This is a genomic window from Stenotrophomonas sp. TEPEL (genome assembly GCF_004348785.1).
Lineage (GTDB): Bacteria > Pseudomonadota > Gammaproteobacteria > Xanthomonadales > Xanthomonadaceae > Stenotrophomonas > Stenotrophomonas indicatrix.
Window position 1 is genome coordinate 1,350,028 of record NZ_QQXJ01000001.1, and the last position, 17,566, is coordinate 1,367,593.

General features: G+C 67.6%; 13 protein-coding genes. 9 read left to right on the forward strand and 4 right to left on the reverse strand.

Annotated elements, in window-relative coordinates:
- Nucleotides 1-117: 117 nt before the first annotated feature.
- Nucleotides 118-2,448 (forward strand): TonB-dependent receptor, encoded by a 2,331-nt coding sequence (locus TEP_RS05990; RefSeq protein WP_132824617.1) that lies wholly within the window; start codon nt 118-120, stop codon nt 2,446-2,448.
- Between the two features lie 68 nt (nt 2,449-2,516).
- Here the strand turns inward: TEP_RS05990 and rnd are convergent, their stop codons facing one another.
- A complete protein-coding gene (rnd, locus tag TEP_RS05995) occupies nt 2,517-3,596 on the reverse strand; it encodes a ribonuclease D (RefSeq protein WP_132824618.1) in 1,080 nt (359 codons plus the stop codon).
- A gap of 84 nt (nt 3,597-3,680) precedes the next feature.
- Between rnd and TEP_RS06000 the strand changes: the two genes are divergently transcribed.
- On the forward strand, nt 3,681-5,567 hold the full coding sequence (locus TEP_RS06000) for a formylglycine-generating enzyme family protein (protein WP_132824619.1): 1,887 nt from the start codon (nt 3,681-3,683) through the stop codon (nt 5,565-5,567).
- A gap of 102 nt (nt 5,568-5,669) precedes the next feature.
- Complete coding sequence (locus tag TEP_RS06005; protein WP_132824620.1) at nt 5,670-6,560, forward strand: M48 family metallopeptidase; 891 nt, start codon at nt 5,670-5,672, stop codon at nt 6,558-6,560.
- Between the two features lie 283 nt (nt 6,561-6,843).
- Here TEP_RS06005 and xseA read toward each other — a convergent pair whose 3' ends face one another.
- On the reverse strand, nt 6,844-8,184 hold the full coding sequence (gene xseA / locus TEP_RS06010) for an exodeoxyribonuclease VII large subunit (protein ID WP_132824621.1): 1,341 nt from the start codon (nt 8,182-8,184) through the stop codon (nt 6,844-6,846).
- Between the two features lie 45 nt (nt 8,185-8,229).
- Complete coding sequence (queG, locus tag TEP_RS06015; protein ID WP_132824622.1) at nt 8,230-9,300, reverse strand: tRNA epoxyqueuosine(34) reductase QueG; 1,071 nt, start codon at nt 9,298-9,300, stop codon at nt 8,230-8,232.
- Between the two features lie 23 nt (nt 9,301-9,323).
- Between queG and TEP_RS06020 the strand changes: the two genes are divergently transcribed.
- The 6 genes from TEP_RS06020 to TEP_RS06045 all read left to right on the forward strand — a co-directional run bounded on the left by TEP_RS06020 (nt 9,324) and on the right by TEP_RS06045 (nt 16,878).
- A complete protein-coding gene (locus tag TEP_RS06020) occupies nt 9,324-10,808 on the forward strand; it encodes an NAD(P)H-hydrate dehydratase (RefSeq protein WP_132824623.1) in 1,485 nt (494 codons plus the stop codon).
- Nucleotides 10,805-11,287 (forward strand): tRNA (adenosine(37)-N6)-threonylcarbamoyltransferase complex ATPase subunit type 1 TsaE, encoded by a 483-nt coding sequence (gene tsaE, locus TEP_RS06025; RefSeq protein WP_132824624.1) that lies wholly within the window; start codon nt 10,805-10,807, stop codon nt 11,285-11,287. Before TEP_RS06020 ends, tsaE begins: the two co-directional genes overlap by 4 nt.
- An 82-nt stretch (nt 11,288-11,369) precedes the next feature.
- Entirely contained in the window at nt 11,370-12,947 is a 1,578-nt protein-coding gene (locus tag TEP_RS06030; protein ID WP_127564530.1) for an N-acetylmuramoyl-L-alanine amidase, read from the forward strand.
- Between the two features lie 144 nt (nt 12,948-13,091).
- Nucleotides 13,092-14,996 (forward strand): DNA mismatch repair endonuclease MutL, encoded by a 1,905-nt coding sequence (mutL, locus tag TEP_RS06035; RefSeq protein WP_132824625.1) that lies wholly within the window; start codon nt 13,092-13,094, stop codon nt 14,994-14,996.
- An 11-nt stretch (nt 14,997-15,007) separates the two neighbouring features.
- Complete coding sequence (locus TEP_RS06040) at nt 15,008-15,937, forward strand: DUF1684 domain-containing protein (protein ID WP_080148394.1); 930 nt, start codon at nt 15,008-15,010, stop codon at nt 15,935-15,937.
- Nucleotides 15,938-15,939: 2 nt separating this feature from the next.
- Nucleotides 15,940-16,878 carry a TraB/GumN family protein gene (locus TEP_RS06045; protein WP_132824626.1) on the forward strand — a complete coding sequence of 313 codons (939 nt, stop codon included), beginning with the start codon at nt 15,940-15,942 and terminating at the stop codon, nt 16,876-16,878.
- 81 nt (nt 16,879-16,959) lie between these two features.
- On the opposite strand, the gene phaR is transcribed toward TEP_RS06045, so the two are convergent.
- On the reverse strand, nt 16,960-17,505 hold the full coding sequence (phaR, locus tag TEP_RS06050; RefSeq protein ID WP_132826460.1) for a polyhydroxyalkanoate synthesis repressor PhaR: 546 nt from the start codon (nt 17,503-17,505) through the stop codon (nt 16,960-16,962).
- Nucleotides 17,506-17,566: the final 61 nt, after the last annotated feature.

Sequence of the window (17,566 nt, forward strand, 5' to 3'; positions counted from 1 at the left end):
TGTCTGCCGGCGCAACGAAATTGTAACAATTTGGAGGATAATGGCCGCTTGCGCAGTTTTCCTCCTATTTGCCGCCCGGCCAGCGCAGGCCGCACGGACGCCTCCTCAGAGCTTTCGATGCCTTCCCATTCCGATTCCCGCCGTTCGTCGGGCATGTCGTCCTCCTTCGTTTCCTTCCGTCGCCATCCGCTGGCCCTGGCCTGTGCAGGCCTGGCGCTGGCTGCCAGCTTCGGTGCTGCCGCGCAGGACAGTGCACCGACCCCGACCGGGCTGGACACCATCACCGTGACCGCCGAGCACCGCGAGCAGAACCTGCAGGAAGTGCCGGTGTCGGTAGGCGTGGTGCAGGGCGAGCGCATGCGCGACTTCACCGCCGGCGGCGACGACACCCTGCTGGCGCTGTCCGGCCGCGTGCCGAGCCTGTATGCGGAAACCACCACCGGCCGCATCTTCCCGCGCTTCTACATCCGCGGCCTGGGCAACATCGATTTCTACCTCGGTGCCTCGCAGCCGGTGTCGATCATCCAGGACGACGTCGTGCTGGAGCACGTGGTGCTGAAGTCCAACCCGGTCTATGACGTGGACCAGGTGGAAGTGTTGCGCGGTCCGCAGGGCTCGCTGTTCGGTCGCAACACCACCGCCGGCATCGTCAAGTTCGACACCCTCAAGCCGACCCAGGACTACAGCGGCCGCGTCAGCGCCAGCTATGCCTCCTACAACAGCGTGTCGATCGACGGTGGCTTCGGCGGCCCGATCAACGACATCGCATCGTTCCGCGTGTCGGCGCTGTACCAGCACCGCGACGACTACGTCGACAACACCTACACCGGCCCCAGCGCCGATGGCACGGTCAGCCCGAAGAAGAACGCCATGGGCGGCTTCGACGACCGCAACGTGCGCGCGCAGCTGCTGCTGACCCCGAGCGACCAGTTCTCGATCCTTGCTTCGGCCCACGCCCGCGACTACGAAGGCACCTCGACCCTGTTCCTGCGCAACGCACTGACCAAGGGCTCGAACCAGACCGACGTGCCGCGCGACCAGGTCGCCTACGACGAGGCCGACAACAACCCGCAGGCGTACAAGACCTACGGCGGTTCGGTGAAGGCACGTTATGACTTCGGCGCGATCGACTTCACCTCGATCACCGCTTACGAGACCACTTCCGGCTACAGCCGCGGTGACACCGACGGCGGCGCTGCGGTCAACTTCCCGGTCAATGGCGTGCCGAACGGCTACGGCCAGTCGATGGGCCAGATCCGTGACCTGGACCAGTGGACCCAGGAGTTCCGCCTGGCCAGCCATGACGACAGCGCCCTGCAGTGGCAGGCCGGTGCGTTCTACTTCAACGGCAGCGACACCACCGACTTCTACCAGCGCGCCTGGTTCCTGAAGGGCGCTGCGCGCAACCCGAACAATTGGGTGCGCCTGCGCAACAAGAACACCTCCTGGGCCGGTTTCGGCCAGCTCAGCTACGCCTTCACCGACAAGTTCACCGTCACCGCCGGCCTGCGCCAGACCCGCGATGAGAAGCACACCCGTCTGCTGAAGACGGCCGATACCGCTGCCGGCCTGGTCACCTACAAGGGCCGCACCGACGTCAAGATGACCGACACCACCCCGAGCTGGGATCTGAGCGCGATGTATCAGATCACCCCGGATGTGAGCGTCTATGCGAAGGTTGCCCGCGGCTTCCGTGGCCCGACCATCCAGGGCCGTTCGGCGGTGTTCAATGCCGACTTCACCACCGCTGATTCGGAGACGATCCTGTCGTGGGAAGCGGGCGTGAAGAGCAGCCTGTGGGACAACCGCCTGCGCCTGAACGCCACCGCGTTCACCTACACCGTCAACGACATCCAGCTCAACGGCAACGATTCGGACGGCAACGGCGTGCTGTTCAACGCAGACAAGGCCAAGGCCTACGGCTTCGAAGCGGACATGGAGCTGCGCCCGATCCAGAACCTGACCCTGAGCGCCGGCCTGAGCCTGCTGCACAGCGAGATCAAGGACAAGCGCGTCTACGCGCAGGTCTGCGGCCTGAACGGCCAGGTGGTGTGCACGGTGAACGATCCGACCATCAAGGTCGGTGCCAACACCTTCGCACAGATCGATGGCAACCCGCTGCCGAACGCACCGAAGTACAACATCAACCTGGCAGCGCGCTACGACTTCCCGGTCAGCGACGCGGCAACGATGTTCGTGTCCACCGACTGGAACAAGCAGGGCTACACCAGCTTCGTGCTGTACGACAGCAAGGAGTTCAACTCCAAGGGTGATTTCGAGGGTGGCCTGAAGATCGGCTATTCGGGCAACTACGGTGCCTACGAAGTGGCGCTTTTCGCGCGCAACATCACCAACGAGAAGAACCTCAAGGGTGTGATCGAGAACTACATGGCCGCGGTCTACAACGAACCGCGCACCGTGGGTGTCTCGCTGAACATGAACTGGTAAGCACTACCGGTTGGAGTATCGAAAACGGCGCTCATCGAGCGCCGTCTTTCGTTGTCCGTCCCGGTTCCTCAGGCTGCGGGCAACAACGCCTGCAACCGCGGCTCCAGTTCCTGCTGGCGCCAACCGGCCAGTGCAGCCGGCCACTGGCGATGCTCCAGATAGCTTTCCAGATGCTTGCGTGAGGCCAGCACGCCGTCGGCCAGGCCGAGCTCGCGGCTGCGTTCGGCCACCGCATCCTGCAGCTTCTTCAGCAGCTGCTTGCTGGCATCGCTGGCCTGCATCGCCAACGGCGCATCGGCTTCGTCGGCCAGCGGCGTGTCCAGCGCCTGCCATACCGCAGCGGCCAGCTTGCGCGGCGCCTTCGGGAACTGTTCGAACAGCTTGCTCACTGCAGCGGCATCGGCTGGCGGAGTGCGTGCCAGGGTAGCGGCCAGTTCATTGTCCAGGATCCAGCTGCGCGGGCGGTCGCTGGCGCGCGCCTGCACGTCGCGCCAACGCAGCAGGCGCAGCAGGCGGCGCTGCGCGGGCGCGTCCAGGAACTGCGCCGAGCGCATGCCCAGGTGGGGCCAGCGGTCTTCGTCATTGGCCACGCTGGCCAGCAGCCGCTCGCCATCGTCGTGCAGCCACTGCTGGCGCCCCAGCGTTTCCAGCTTGGCGGAGATCGCGTCGTGCATCGCGAACAGATGCTCGACGTCGTCGGCGGCGTACTTCAGCTGGGAGTCCGACAACGGCCGGCGCATCCAGTCAGAGCGGGTTTCGCCCTTTTCCAGTGCCACGCCGGTGATCTCCTGCACCAGCTTCTGGTAGCCCATGCCAGCACCGATGCCAGCCAGCGCGGCGCCGATCTGGGTGTCGAACAACGGACGTGGCAGCACGCCGCAGGTCCACTTGAACGCCACCAGGTCTTCGCTGGCGCTGTGCATCACCTTGGTGATGGATTCATCGGCCAGCCACGGCGCCAAGGCCTCGGGCATGCCGGGAATCAACGGGTCGATCAGCAGGACGTCCTCGCCGACGGCCATCTGCACCAGCGCCAGCTGTGGCCAGAAGGTGCGTTCACGGATGAATTCGGTATCCAGGCCGATGCGGGTCGGCCGCTGCTGGCGGTATGTGTCCAGCTCGGCGGGGGTGGTGATCCAGGTTGCCACGTGTCAGGGCCTACTACTCGGGTTTGCTCAGGCAGGGGAGAATAGCCTAACGTCGGTCCGCATCCGTGCCGAAGGAGGCCCTGCTTGCGTTTTCTGCTGTCGCCCGCGCTGTTTACCGCCTTGGCCTTGGGCCTGGCCGGTTGCACGCCGTCGCCCCCGGCGCAGACCTCCGGTGGCCCCGCAGGCCACCCGGCCGATCCCGCACCAGAGGCGGCCGGGCCGGCGCCAGGGACCGGGCAGGGCACGGTGACCATTGCCGGCGCCGATGCGGCCGAGGACGTCCAGCAGTGGACGCCGCCGCGGGTCGATCGCCAGGGACGTACGCTGGCACAGCTGCGCCGGGCTGCCGAGCAGGCGTTCGCGCAGGGGCGTCTGTATGAAGACGGCGATGCGGCAGTGCCCCTGTGGCTGGCAGTGCAGGAGGAAGACGCAGACGATCGCCAGGCGCGCCTGGGCCTGCAACGTGCCAAGCAGCGCCTTCTGCAGCAGGCCGATGCCTTGTTGCAGCGACCATTGCAGCAGCGTGAGGCGCTGGCCGAAGCCGGGCGCCAGGCGCTGGTGCTGCTGACCCTGGCGCCGAAGGATGAGAAGGTGCGCGCGCTGCAGGGGCGGGTCGAGACTGCGCAGCGCGTGGTCGCCTACAACCGCGCGGGCGAAGACGATCTGCGCGCCGATCGGATAGGGGAAGCCGGCGATGGTGCGATTGGCAACTTCCGTGAGGCGCTTGCGCTGGACCCGGCAAATCGCCGCGCGCGGCAGGGCTTGGCAGCTGCGGAAAGTGGGCTGATCCGGCGTGCCGAGGATGCCGCGCGCATCCGCGATTTCGCCAGTGCCGGCGCCTGGTTGGCAGAGGCAAGCAAGGTAAGGGATTCGTCACCGACGATCGCCGATGCGTTCGAGCGCATCGAGCAGATCCGTGCAGCGGCATTGGTCCAGCTGCGCGATGGCGGCCTGCATGATCTGACCACCCCGCAGGGGCTGAAGCCCGCGCGCGAGAAGCTGGCCGAAGCGCTGCGCATCGCTTTGCCGGGCGACGCGGTGGTGGCGCAGCTGCGCGAACGCATCGAACTGGCCACCCATTACGGCAGCTTCCGGCCGGGGCAGGTGTTCAGCGATGCGCTGCGTGATGGCGGCCGTGGACCGCAGATGATCGTGGTACCGCATGGCGGATTCCAGATGGGCGCCAGTGATACCGAGCCGGGCGCAACCGACGCAGAGCGACCATCGCACTATGTACGCTTCGAGCGCGGTTTCGCGATGGCGATCACCGAGATCACCGTGAGTGATTTCGAGCGCTATGTGAAGGCGACCAATGCCCGCCCGCGTGCAACCCGGCGTGGCCATTCGGTGGTCTATGACGAGCGCAGCGGCAATTTCATACGTCGCAGCGGCGTGGACTGGCGGTCCGACTATGACGGCGGGCGGGCACTGGGCAATTCGCCGGTGATGCACGTGAGCGTGCGTGATGCGGAGAACTACGCGAACTGGCTGTCCGAACAGACCGGCCGCAGCTACCGCCTGCCCAGCGAGGCCGAGTTCGAGTACGCGATGCGTGCCGGCAGCAGTGGTCGCTACCCGTGGGGCGATGCCGGGCTGCCACCGGAAGGCAGTGGCAATTTCACCGGTAGCAAGGATGTTTCGCCTTCCGGCAGGCATTGGCACAACGCCTTCGTCGGTTACGGCGATGGTTGGTGGGGACCGGCCCCGGTCGCCAGCTTCCAGGCCAACGCGTTCGGGCTGCATGACATGGGCGGCAACTTGAGCGAGTGGGTGGCCGATTGCTGGCATGCCAGCTATCGGCGCGCGCCGGCTGATGGTGTGGCGTGGTTCAACCCGGGTTGCCGTTCACGGGTGATCCGGGGTGGCAACTGGGCCAATGCCCCGGAGCAGACCCGGGCGGCGTGGCGCCAATCGCAGGATTCGGATACCACCAACGCGCGCATCGGCTTCCGACTGGTGCGAGGGATCTGACGGGCACGACTGGCTCGGCGCCGGTTTCACCCGCCGCAGGCAGCGCCGCACTAAGATTGCGCCGTACCCGCCGGCCGGCGGGGTCAGCCGGAAGACCTGCCGATGCGCAACGATCTTTTTTCCCGCTCGCCGCAGCAGCGGCGTGGCCTGTTCGGCAACATCCGCTGGTGGGTGCTGCTGCTTGCCGCCGGCTATGCCGCGTTCTACTGGTTCTCCAACCGCGCGGTCGACCCTTATACCGGCGAGAAGGTGCTGATCGACAGCAGCCTGGACGCCAGCCAGGAGAAGGCGCTGGGCCTGCAGGCCTACCAGCAGATCCTGTCGCAGGAACGCCCTTTGGGCCCGAATGAACAGGTCTCGCGGGATGTAAGGGCGATTGCCGAGCGACTGATCGCCAAGGTGGACGTGGTCGAAACCGCGCTGGCGCAGGAACACGGGTTGCAGCCGGCACACTTCGCACGCGACTTCGAGTGGGAAGTGAACGTGATTCCGTCCGAGCAGGCCAATGCCTTCTGCCTGCCCGGTGGCAAGATGGCGGTCTACACAGGGCTGATCCCGGTGGCGCGCACCCGCGATGCGATGGCGGTGGTGATGGGCCATGAGATCGCCCACGCATTGCTGCGCCATGGTGCACAGCGCATGGCCCAGCAGAAGCTGACCCAGATCGGCCAGGTGGCCGGCGCCGCCAGTGGCATGGATGCGCAGCAGCAACAGATGATGATGTCGGCGATGGGCTACGGGTACCTGTTGCCGTACGCGCGCAGCCACGAGACGCAGGCCGATGAAGTGGGCCTGATGCTGGCGGCCGCGGCGTGCTTCGACCCGCGCGAGGCGGTGCCGCTGTGGCAGCGCATGGGCCAGGCCGGGGGTGGCCAGTCGCCGCCGGAGTTCGCCTCGACCCACCCCAACCCGGGCACCCGCATCCAGAACCTGCAGGCGTTGATGCCGAAGGCACTGGAGTATCGGCAGAAGTTCTGCGAGCAGGCCAGGTAAAGGGTATTTCGGCAGGGCTGCGCCCTGCACCCGCAGAAGCAATGGCAACGGCCGAAGCAACGGCAGAAGCAACGGCAGAAGCGGGTTTCCTGAGGGATGGCGGAGCGGTGTCGGATTGCGGGGACGCCGCCGCGGCCAAGCCTACACGGACGTACTTGCGGCGTCCCCGCAATCCGACACCGCTCCGCCATCCCACGGTATGCTCGCTGTTGCTGTTGCTACTGGGGTTGCCGGCCAGCGGCCGGCACTACCGCGGGTGCAGGGCGCAGCCCTGCCGCACCCCTTACTTGACCGCAGTCACCTGCACGTCGATCACGCCGTCGCCGACCCGGGCCTGCAGTGCGTCACCTGGTTGCACCTGCTCGATCCGGCGCACCAGCGCGCCATCCTCTGCACGGGTCACGATGCTGTAGCCACGCGCGACGGTCGCCAGCGGACTGACCGCTTCCAGCGAACGTGCAAGGCCACGCAGGCGCAGCGCATCACGCTGCATCAGGCGCTGCAGCGCCGCTTGTGGGCGCCCGCCCAACGCGGCAAGGCGACGTCGCAGCGCCTCCATCTGCCGCTGCGGATGATGGCCCCGCAACACTGCGGCAGCGTGGCGCAAACGCGCTGCGCGACGCTCCTGCTGCTGGTTGTGCGCCGCATGCAAGCGACGTCCGAGATCCAGCTGACGACGGCGCAGCAGATCCAGTCGTGCCTGCGGACTCTGTGCGTTCAAGCGCAGCAGGGCGCGATCAGCGCGCTGCATGGCCTGCTGCATGGCGTGGCGTTGCAGCTGCACCATGCGAGCCGCGTTGCGGCGCAGGCGCAGGGCCAGGTCGCGCTGATCGGGTACCAGCAGTTCCGCGGCCACCGATGGCGTAGGCGCGCGCAGGTCAGCAGCGAAATCGCTGAGACTGAAGTCGGTTTCGTGACCCACCGCCGAGACCACCGGCGTGCCGCTGGCGGCGATTGCGCGGGCCAGCGCTTCATCGTTGAACGCCCACAGGTCTTCCAGCGAGCCACCACCACGGGTCAGCAGGATCACGTCGTAGCGGCCGCTGGCATCGGCGGCCTGCAGCAGGCGGGTGATCTGCGCGGCAGCGGTTGCGCCCTGTACCAGCGTCGGCAGCAGATCCACTTCCAGCAACGGGAAGCGGCGGCCGAGCACGCTCAGCACATCGCGCACGGCGGCACCGGTGGGCGAGGTGATCACCGCCAGGCGCTGCACGTGGGCCGGCATCTGCCGCTTGCGGGCCGGGTCGAACAGTCCCTCGGCCTCCAGCCGCGCCTTCAGTTCCTCGAACGCGCGACGCAGCGCGCCTTCGCCGGCTTCCTCCATGTGGTCCAGCACCATCTGGTACTCGCCACGGGCGTCGTACAGGGTCACCTTGCCGCGCACCAGCACGCGCATGCCCTCGCGCGGCACGAACTTCAGGTACTGCGCCTTCATCCTGAACATCGCAGCGCGCAACTGCGCTCGCGCGTCCTTCAGGGTGAAATACAGATGGCCGGACGCCGGCCGCGCCACGCTGCCCAGTTCGGCTTCCACCCAGATCGCCGGGAAGCTGCCTTCCAGCAGGTCGCGCGCCAGGGTGTTGAGCTGGCTGGGGGTGAGGACGTCGTTGTTGCGTGGCTGCATGGTTACGGCGTGGGGCAGATGGAGCAGGGGGCTCAGGATCGCACGTCAGCGCTGGCCGTGCTGGGCCAGTGCCCATTGCACGTGTTCGCGGACCACGGGCGAAGCAGCCTCGGCGCGCGTCTGCAGCGCCGACAGCGTCTCAGCCGTGGTTGGCGCATTGCCCAGTGCCACGGCGATGTTGCGCAGCCAGCGCTCATGGCCACTGCGGCGGATCGGGCTGCCTTCGGTACGGCGCAGGAATTCAGCTTCGTCCCAGCCGAACAACTGGTCCAGGCGTGCGGTGTCCAGGTTGTTGCGGGCGCGGAAGTCAGCTTCGTCGGTGCGCTTGGCGAACTTGTTCCAGGGGCAGACCAGCTGGCAGTCGTCGCAGCCATAGATGCGGTTGCCGATCAGCGGTCGCATCTCCACTGGAATCGCACCGTCATGCTCGATGGTCAGGTAGGAGATGCAGCGGCGCGCATCCAGCCGCTGCGGGGCGGTGATGGCCTGGGTCGGGCAGACGTCGATGCAGCGCGTGCAGGTGCCGCAGTGCGCGCTGGCCGGCGTGTCGATCGGCAGCGGCAGGTCGATGTAGATCTCGCCGATGAAGAACCACGAGCCGCCGTGGCGGTCGATCAGGCAGGTGTGCTTGCCGATCCAGCCCAGCCCCGCGTTGCGTGCCAGCGCGCGTTCCAGCACTGGCGCCGAATCGACGAAGACGCGGTAGCCCAGCGGCGCCACTTCATCGTTGATCTGCGTGGCCAGCTTCTGCAGGCGGTTGCGCATCAGCTTGTGGTAATCGCGGCCGAGCGCGTAGCGGGCGACGTAGGCGCGTCCCGGATCGGCCAGGGTCGCCCACGCCTCGGTGTCGTCCCTGTGGCTGTAGTCCATGCCCACCGAGATCACCCGCACGGTGCCGGGAAGCAGCTCTGCCGGGCGCGCGCGCAGGGTGCCGTGGCGTGCCATCCAGTCCATCGTGCCGTACAGGCCCTGGCCCAGCCAGTCGGCCAGGTGCGCCTCGTCCTCGCTCAGTTCGATGCCGGCGATACCGCAGCGCTGGAAGCCATGCGCGCGCGCCAGATCGCGGATGCGCAGTACGGCCAAGGCCGGATCGAGGGGGGCAGGGACGGGGGACATGTGCACCAGTATAAAATCCCCGCATGGCCAACCTCGCCGATCTGTTCGATTCCCGTGCCGCACGCACACTCGATGCCCGGGCCTCCGCGCTGGCGGGCGATGGTGGCTGGGGCCTGATGGCCCAGGCGGGCCAGGCGGCCTGGCAGAGCCTGCTGCAGCACTGGCCGCAGGCGCGGCGGATCGGCGTGGTGGTTGGCAGCGGCAACAATGGCGGCGATGGCTATGTGCTGGCCTGTCATGCGCTGCAGGCCGGGCGGCAGGTGCAGCTGATCGCGCTGCCGGGCAGCCCACCTTCCACGGCGTTGGCGCAGCGCGCCGCAGCGGATTTCAGGTCCGCGGGCGGCACCGTCACTGATTTCAACGGCGAACTGGCCCAGGCCGATATATGGGTCGATGCCCTGTTCGGCCTTGGCTTCTCCAGGGCACCAGAGGGCGCGGCACTGGCCTTGATCGAGGCGCTGAACGCGCAGCAGGCGCCGGTGCTGGCGTTGGACGTACCCAGCGGTGTCGACGCCGACCATGGCTGCGTGCCGGGCGCAGCCGTACGCGCGGCCCTGACAGTGCAGTTCATCGTCGCCCACCGCGGCCTGTACACCGGAGACGCACTGGAATACATCGGGCGCAGGCATCTGGCACCACTGACGCTGGCCGATGCGGCCTGGCAGGGTGTCGTCGCTGCTGCAGAGTGCTGGACGCAGTCGCGGCTGCCCGATCTGCTGCCGCCGCGCCGTGCCAACAGCCACAAGGGCGAATCCGGCCATGTGCTGTGCGTGGGCGGCAATCATGGCAGCGGCGGTGCCATCGCGATGGCCGCCGAATCTGCGCTGCGCGCCGGCGCGGGCCTGCTGAGCATCGGCACCCGCCGCGACCATGTCGGCCCGCTGCTGGCGAGGTTGCCTGAAGCGATGACGCACGCGCTGGAAGATGGCTCAGCGCTGCCGGCGTTGCTGGCAAAAGCCAGGGTGGTAGCGATCGGCCCGGGCCTGGGCCAGGACGAATGGGCGCGCGCGCTGTATGCGCGTGTGCTGCAGTCAGGCCTGCCGCTGGTGATCGACGCCGATGCGTTGAACCTGCTGGCGCAGGATGCACATGCGCTGCCCGATGCGATCCTGACCCCGCACCCCGGCGAAGCCGCGCGCCTGCTGGAAACCACCACGGCGGCAGTCCAGGCCGATCGCTATGCCTGCGCGCAGGCGCTGGCCGAGCGCTATCACGCAGTGGTCGTGCTGAAAGGGGCGGGCAGCATCGTCGCCGCGCCCGGCCACGCACCGCGACTGATTGCGGCCGGCAACCCGGGAATGGCGGTGGGTGGCATGGGCGACCTGTTGACCGGCATCATCGCCAGCCTGCGCGCGCAGGGCCTGCCTGCGTTCGATGCGGCGGCAGGCGGTGCGCTGCTGCATGCCCTGGCCGGCGATGTCGCTGCCTCCGACGGTGCACGCGGCCTGCTTCCTACTGATCTGCTGGCGCCCCTGCGGCGGCTGGCCAACCCGGAACGTTCCCGATGACCGAATTCTTCCTTGCTGACAGCAACGCCACCGAACTGCTGGGGCAATGGCTGGCAGCCACCCGTCCGCCGCAGGCGCTGGTCGAGCTGCGCGGTGATCTTGGCGCCGGCAAATCGACCACGGCGCGCGCGCTGCTGCGGGCGCTGGGCGTGCAGGGGGCGATCCGCAGCCCCACCTATACCCTGGTCGAGCGCTATCCGTTGTCCAGTGGCGGTGAGGCCTGGCACATGGACCTATATCGCATCGGCCAGGCCGGCGAGCTGGATTTCCTCGGGCTGGACGAGGGCAGTGCCGTGCTGTGGCTGGTCGAATGGCCAGAGCGCGGTGCCGGTGCGCTGCCGCCAACCGATCTGGTGGTCGCACTGGAGATTGAAGGTCAGGGGCGTCGAGTTCGTCTCACCGGTATCAGCGACGCGGGACGTGAATGGCTGCAGCGGCTTCCCGAAGGTGGCGACTTGCAGGCCCTTTCTGTCGGCTGACGAGAACAAACACCGGCAGGTTACGGATTATTAAGGAAAAAGATGTTGCATTCCGTTCAGTGCGGTGATTGAATCCTGAGTCATGCGCCCGGGGAATCGACTCATTGCCATCTGTGCCGCCGTCGGACTTGGTCTGGCGAGCGTCAGTGCGTGGGCCGGTGAGGTCCGCCAGGTGCTGCTCAATACCGGTGCGACCGGAACCCGCGCGGAAATCGCGCTGGTCGGCAGTGGTGGCTACAAGACCCTGTCGCTGGCCGGTCCGAACCGGCTGGTGGTCGATTTCCCTGATTCCAGCGCGGTGCGCAACCTGAAGATGCCGTCGCCGCAGGGCGTGGTGACTGCGGTGCGCACCGGTCAGCCGGTGCCGGGCACTTTCCGTGTCGTATTCGACCTGGCCGAGACGGTCGCCCCCTTCCGCCCGCAGATGCAGCGCGAAGGCAATGAATCCAAGCTGGTGATCGAGTGGCCGGGCGATGGCCCGGCCGTGGCCGCCGGTCGCCCCGCGCCGACGCCTGCGCCGACGCAACCGCCAGCGGCATCTTCGGTGAGTCCGGCTGCGGTCCCGGGCCCGACCCCGGCACAAACCGCACAGTCCCGTGGTGATGCCGCGCGAGCCACTGCGCTGTTGACCGCGCAGGTCCAGCAGCAGGCCAGTGCCAGCGCAGCGGCACCCGCCGCGCCGACGCCGGCGCCGAGCACCACCCCGGTGCAGATGGCGGCAGCAGGCACCACCGCCAGCAGCACGCCGACCTCATCGCCGGCAGCGATCCTGGCTGGTCAGGCCACCACTGCGGTTGTGGCCACCCAGCCGAAACCGGTGCCGACACCTGTCGCGCCGACCGAGTCGCCGCGTCCGACCATGCCCAGCGATGCCTCGCGCATCCGCATGCAGCCGGGCATGCGTCACCTGGTGGTGGCGATCGACCCGGGCCATGGCGGTCAGGATCCGGGCGCCATCGGCCCGACCGGCAAGCGCGAGAAGGATGTCACCCTGGCGGTGGCGCGTGAGCTGGCCCGCCAGGTCAACGCCACGCCTGGCCTGAAAGCCTTCCTCACCCGCGACAGCGATGTGTTCATCCCGCTGCCGATGCGTGCGCAGAAGGCGCGTGCGAACAAGGCCGACATCTTCATTTCGATCCATGCCGACGCCGCCGAAAACCGCTCGGCCACCGGTTCGTCGGTGTATGTGCTGTCGACCAAGGGTGCGTCTTCGCAGCGTGCACGCTGGCTGGCGGACAAGGAAAACGCGGCCGATCTGGTCGGTGGCGTGCGCCTGCAGCAGACCGAAGGCACGCTGGCCAACGTCCTGCTGGACCTGGCCCAGAGCGGTTACATGAAATCCTCCGAGGACGCAGCCGGGCACGTGCTGGGCGGCCTGAAGCGTATCGGCAACAACCACAAGCCGAACATCGAGCGCGCCAACTTCGCCGTGCTGCGCACTTCGGACATGCCGGCGATGCTGGTGGAAACCGCGTTCATCTCCAACCCCGACGAAGAGCGCCGCCTGATCGACCCTGCCTACCAGCGCAAGGTCGCCGGTGCGGTGCTGGATGGCGTGCACACCTTCTTCAGCCGCCAGCCGCCGCCGGGCACCTTGTACGCCGCGCGCGCGCAGGCCGAGATCGACGCTGCAAGCACCGTGGCGGGCGGCAGCAAGTAACCCGCGCAGCGGTTTACGGTAGCGCCGGGCCATGCCAGGCGGATTGGATCGCGCAGCGGGTTACGGTAGCGCCGGGCCATGCCCGGCGGCGGATGTGCAGCTCCGTTATCATCAGGGCATGAAGTCTGAAACCCAGCCAGCCCCATGAACGCGCCCGATCCGCGTCCGATCCGGCCGTTGCCGGAAATCCTGATCAACCAGATTGCCGCCGGTGAAGTGGTCGAACGACCCGCATCGGTGGTCAAGGAACTGGTGGAGAACGCGATCGATGCCGGCGCCAGCCGCGTCGATATCGAGCTGGAAGAAGGCGGTGTGCGCCTGATCCGCATCCGCGACAACGGCAGCGGCATTGCCGCAGAACAGTTGCCGCTGGCGGTTTCGCGGCACGCCACCAGCAAGATCGCCAACCTGGATGAGCTGGAAGCGGTGGCCACGCTGGGTTTTCGTGGCGAAGCGCTGCCGTCGATCGCCTCGGTCAGTCGTTTCACCCTGGCCTCGCGCCGTGCCCATGATGAGCACGGTTCGGCACTGCAGATCGAAGGCGGCAAGATCGGCGAGGTGACCCCGCGCGCGCATGCGCCCGGCACCACGGTGGAAGTGCGCGAGCTGTTCTACAACGTGCCGGCGCGGCGCAAGTTCCTGCGCGCCGAGCGCACCGAACTGGGGCATATCGAAGAGTGGCTGCGTTCGCTGGCGCTGGCCCGTCCCGATGTCGAGCTGCGCGTCTCGCACAACGGCAAGGCCTCGCGTCGCTACAAGCCGGGCGACCTGTATTCGGACGTGCGCCTGGCCGAGACCCTGGGCGAGGACTTCGCCAACCAGGCCGTGCGCGTGGACCACAGCAGTGCCGGCCTGCGCCTGCATGGCTGGATCGCGCAGCCGCACTATTCGCGCGCCAGCACCGACCAGCAGTACCTGTACGTCAACGGCCGTTCGGTGCGTGACCGCAGTGTCGCCCATGCAGTGAAGATGGCCTACGGCGACGTGCTGTACCACGGCCGCCAGCCGGCCTATGTGCTGTTCCTGGAACTGGACCCGACGCGCGTTGATGTGAACGTGCATCCGGCCAAGCATGAGGTGCGCTTCCGCGATTCGCGGCTGGTGCATGACTTCGTCTACCGCACCCTGAAGGATGCATTGGCCGACACCCGTGCCGGCATGACCGCGCAGGAGATCGGTGCCGGCGCGGTGCATCCGGCCGAAGGCGACCCTGCGGCGGCGATGCCGGGCGCGACGGCGTCCAGCTTCGGCTACGTGCGCGGCCCGGCGCCCGGTGCCGGGCAGGGCGGCGGTGGTGGCGGCTCCTCTGGCTGGCGCCCGCAGCAGCCGCTGGGCCTGCAGGTGGCCGACGCACCCGCAGCCTATGCTGCGTTGTATGCGTCGCCAGCGGGTGCCGAGCGTGGTGCGGCACTGCCGCCGATGCCGATGGAGAACGGATTGCCGGTCACCAGTGCCGACGCCGGCGTGCCTCCGCTGGGCTACGCCATTGCCCAGCTGCATGGCATCTACATCCTGGCCGAGAACGCCGAAGGCCTGATCGTGGTCGACATGCATGCGGCGCACGAACGCATCGGCTACGAGCGGTTGAAGAATGCGCACGATGGCATCGGCCTGCAGTCTCAGCCGTTGCTGGTGCCGATCACCCTGGCGGTGGGCGAGCGCGAGGCCGATACCGCCGAGGCGGAGGCCGATACGCTGGCCGCGCTCGGGTTCGAGATCACCCGTGCCGGACCGGGCGCGCTGCACGTGCGCAGCATCCCGGCGCTGCTGGCCCATGCCGAACCCGAAGGCCTGCTGCGCGATGTGCTGACCGACCTGCGCGAGCACGGCCAGAGCCGTCGCATCGCCACTGCGCGCGATGAGCTGCTGTCGACCATGGCCTGCCATGGCGCGGTGCGTGCGAACCGGCGCCTGACCGTGCCGGAAATGAACGCGCTGCTGCGCGACATGGAAATCACCGAGCGGTCCGGCCAGTGCAACCACGGCCGACCGACCTGGGCCCGTTTTTCGCTGGCGGAGATCGACCGCTGGTTCCTGCGCGGACGTTGAGGGGAGCACCGATGCGATTTTGCCGAATGGGCAGCCTGCTGGCGGCCCTGTTGTTGGTGGCCTGCAGCCCGGCACCCACGCCGGCACCGGCTGCCGTTGAGGATCCGGCCTTCGCCGCACAGCAACAGCAATGGCGGGTGCTGCGCTACCAGGACCTGACCCGGCCCGATGGCTGGACCGCGCTGGTCGGCCTGCACTGGTTGCAGAACCGATCGCACTTCGTCGGCAGCGGCGACACCAGCGGCATCCGCCTGGCGGTGGGGCCGGCCAAGCTGGGCCTGCTGCGCCGTGACGGCGACCAGTGGTGGTTCACGCCGGAGTCCGGCACGGATGTCACCCTTGATGGACAGCCCGTGCGCGGGCGTGTGCGCATGGATACCGACAAGGATCCGCAGCCGACCCTGCTGGCCTTCGATGGCGGCAAGGGCCAGCTCAGCCTGATCCGTCGCGGCCCGCGTGATGCACTGCGGGTCAAGCATGCCGATGCACCCGCGCGCCGCGATTTCGCCGGCCTGCAGTACTGGCCCGGTGGCCCGCAATGGCAGGTGCAGGCCCGCTTCATCGCGCATCCGCCAGGCAAGACCCTGCCGATCGTGGACATCACCGGCCTGACCACCGAGATGCCCAACGCCGGTGCCGTGGAATTCGATCGCGACGGCCGCAGCTGGCGGCTGGAAGCGATCGGCGAACCGGGGCAGCCGCTGTTCCTGATCTTTGCCGACCGTACCAGTGGCCACGGCAGCTACCCTGCCGGCCGCTATCTGGATACCGATGCGCCCACGGCCGACGGCCACGTGACGATCGACTTCAACCACGCCCACAACCCACCGTGCGCGTTCACCGCCTATGCGACCTGTCCGTTGGCGCCGCCGGAAAACCGCCTGGACCTGCGCGTGGAAGCGGGTGAGAAGACGTATCACCTGCCTGAAGGAGAGGGTTGAACATGTTGATGAAACTGTTGCTGCGCAGTGTCGTTTTTCTCGCTGCCTGCGCCGTCGGTCCGTTGGCCGTCGCGCGCGATGCGCCGGCCGAAGCCACGGCCGGCAAGCCGCCGGTGCCGCTGCTGTGGAAGGTCACCGGGCAGGGAGATGCACGCCTGTACCTGCTGGGTTCCTTCCACCTGTTGAAGCCGCAGGACTATCCACTGTCGACCGAGGTCGAGCAGGCATTCGAAGCCTCGCAGCGTGTGCTGTTCGAAGTGAGCCCTGAGGAACTGCAGTCGCCGCAGATGGCCAGCCAGATGGTGCAGGTGGCTACCCGCAAGGATGGCAGCGAACTCAAGCGTGACCTGGATGCACCGACGTGGCAGAAGCTGCAGGCCTATGCGACGCAGAACAAATTGCCGTTGGCGCAGTTGCAGGGCATGAAAGCGTGGTTCGTCGGCCTGACCATCACCGTCGGGCAGATGCAGAAACTGGGCTTGGACCCCGAGCTGGGGCTGGACCGGCACTTCATGCAACGGGCGCAGAAGGCCGGCAAGAAGACCGCAGGCCTGGAAGACATGTCCAGCCAGATCAACCTGCTCGATGGCATGAGTGTGCAGGAGCAGCGGCAGATGCTGTCCGAGGCGCTGGACGAAGCGGGCAAGGGTGACGCCCAGGCGCAGATGCTGCATGAGGCCTGGCGCCGCGGCGACGATCGCCTGCTGTGGAACCGGATGGGCGTGGAGATGCGCCAGAAGTATCCGCAGCTGTACCAGCGCATCAATACCGACCGCAACGATGCGTGGGTGCCCAAACTGCTGCCGTACCTGCAGGCCGGGCAGGGCGGCACGCTGGTGGTGGTGGGCGGCCTGCACCTGCTGGGCAACGACGGCGTCGTCGAGAAGCTGCGGGCCAAGGGGTACAAGGTCGAGCGGGTCTGCAAGGGCTGCAGGAAGTAGAACCACGCCACGCGTGGAGGCGTTCAAAACAGAACGGCGCGCCGNNGGCGCGCCGTTTTCGTATCTGCCGGGGCGGGGGCCTCAGCGGCGGGTCTTGCCGCCGGTGCCGGTGCTGCCGGTCGGATCATGCGGCTTGCCGGCCGTACCGGCGCCGGTGCCCGTTCCGGTGCCACCCGGGCGCGGGCCACCGAAACCGCTGCCCATGTTGCGCTGGAATTCCTGCCACAGTTCCAGGTTGCGCTCGGTCAGCTGGTTCATCATCGCCCACGGCGTCTGCCCCAGCAGGTTGCCCATCTGCTGGCGGAACTGCTGCTGCTGGTCGAGGAAGACCTGCATGCTGCGCTCCAGGTAGTTGCCCATGAAGCCCTGCAGGGAGTCGCCGTAGAAGCGGATCAGCTGGCTCAGCAGCTGGGTGGAGAGCATCGGTTCGCCGTCCTGCTCCTGGTCGGCGATGATCTGCAGCAGGACCGATCGGGTCAGGTCGTCGCCGCTCTTGGCGTCGCGGACTTCGAAGTCTTCGCCGTCGAGGATCAGCTGGCGCACGTCCTCGATGGTGATGTAGCTGGAGATCTCGGTGTCGTACAGACGGCGGTTCGGATACTTCTTGATGATGCGGGTCGCAGCCATGAAGCGGTACTCGTCACAGTAGACGCGCAGCATGGCGCAGTGCAGCAGCGGTTGCAACCGC

What these genes read in the sequence shown, in the direction of transcription:
- TEP_RS05990 (WP_132824617.1), top strand. Translation starts at nt 118, where the DNA reads ATGCCTTCCCATTCCGATTCCCGCCGTTCGTCGGGCATGTCGTCCTCC.
- TEP_RS06005 (WP_132824620.1), top strand. Translation starts at nt 5,670, where the DNA reads ATGCGCAACGATCTTTTTTCCCGCTCGCCGCAGCAGCGGCGTGGCCTG.
- xseA (WP_132824621.1), bottom strand. Translation starts at nt 8,184, where the DNA reads ATGCAGCCACGCAACAACGACGTCCTCACCCCCAGCCAGCTCAACACC.
- queG (WP_132824622.1), bottom strand. Translation starts at nt 9,300, where the DNA reads ATGTCCCCCGTCCCTGCCCCCCTCGATCCGGCCTTGGCCGTACTGCGC.
- TEP_RS06020 (WP_132824623.1), top strand. Translation starts at nt 9,324, where the DNA reads ATGGCCAACCTCGCCGATCTGTTCGATTCCCGTGCCGCACGCACACTC.
- tsaE (WP_132824624.1), top strand. Translation starts at nt 10,805, where the DNA reads ATGACCGAATTCTTCCTTGCTGACAGCAACGCCACCGAACTGCTGGGG.
- TEP_RS06030 (WP_127564530.1), top strand. Translation starts at nt 11,370, where the DNA reads ATGCGCCCGGGGAATCGACTCATTGCCATCTGTGCCGCCGTCGGACTT.
- mutL (WP_132824625.1), top strand. Translation starts at nt 13,092, where the DNA reads ATGAACGCGCCCGATCCGCGTCCGATCCGGCCGTTGCCGGAAATCCTG.
- TEP_RS06040 (WP_080148394.1), top strand. Translation starts at nt 15,008, where the DNA reads ATGCGATTTTGCCGAATGGGCAGCCTGCTGGCGGCCCTGTTGTTGGTG.
- TEP_RS06045 (WP_132824626.1), top strand. Translation starts at nt 15,940, where the DNA reads ATGTTGATGAAACTGTTGCTGCGCAGTGTCGTTTTTCTCGCTGCCTGC.
- phaR (WP_132826460.1), bottom strand. Translation starts at nt 17,505, where the DNA reads ATGGCTGCGACCCGCATCATCAAGAAGTATCCGAACCGCCGTCTGTAC.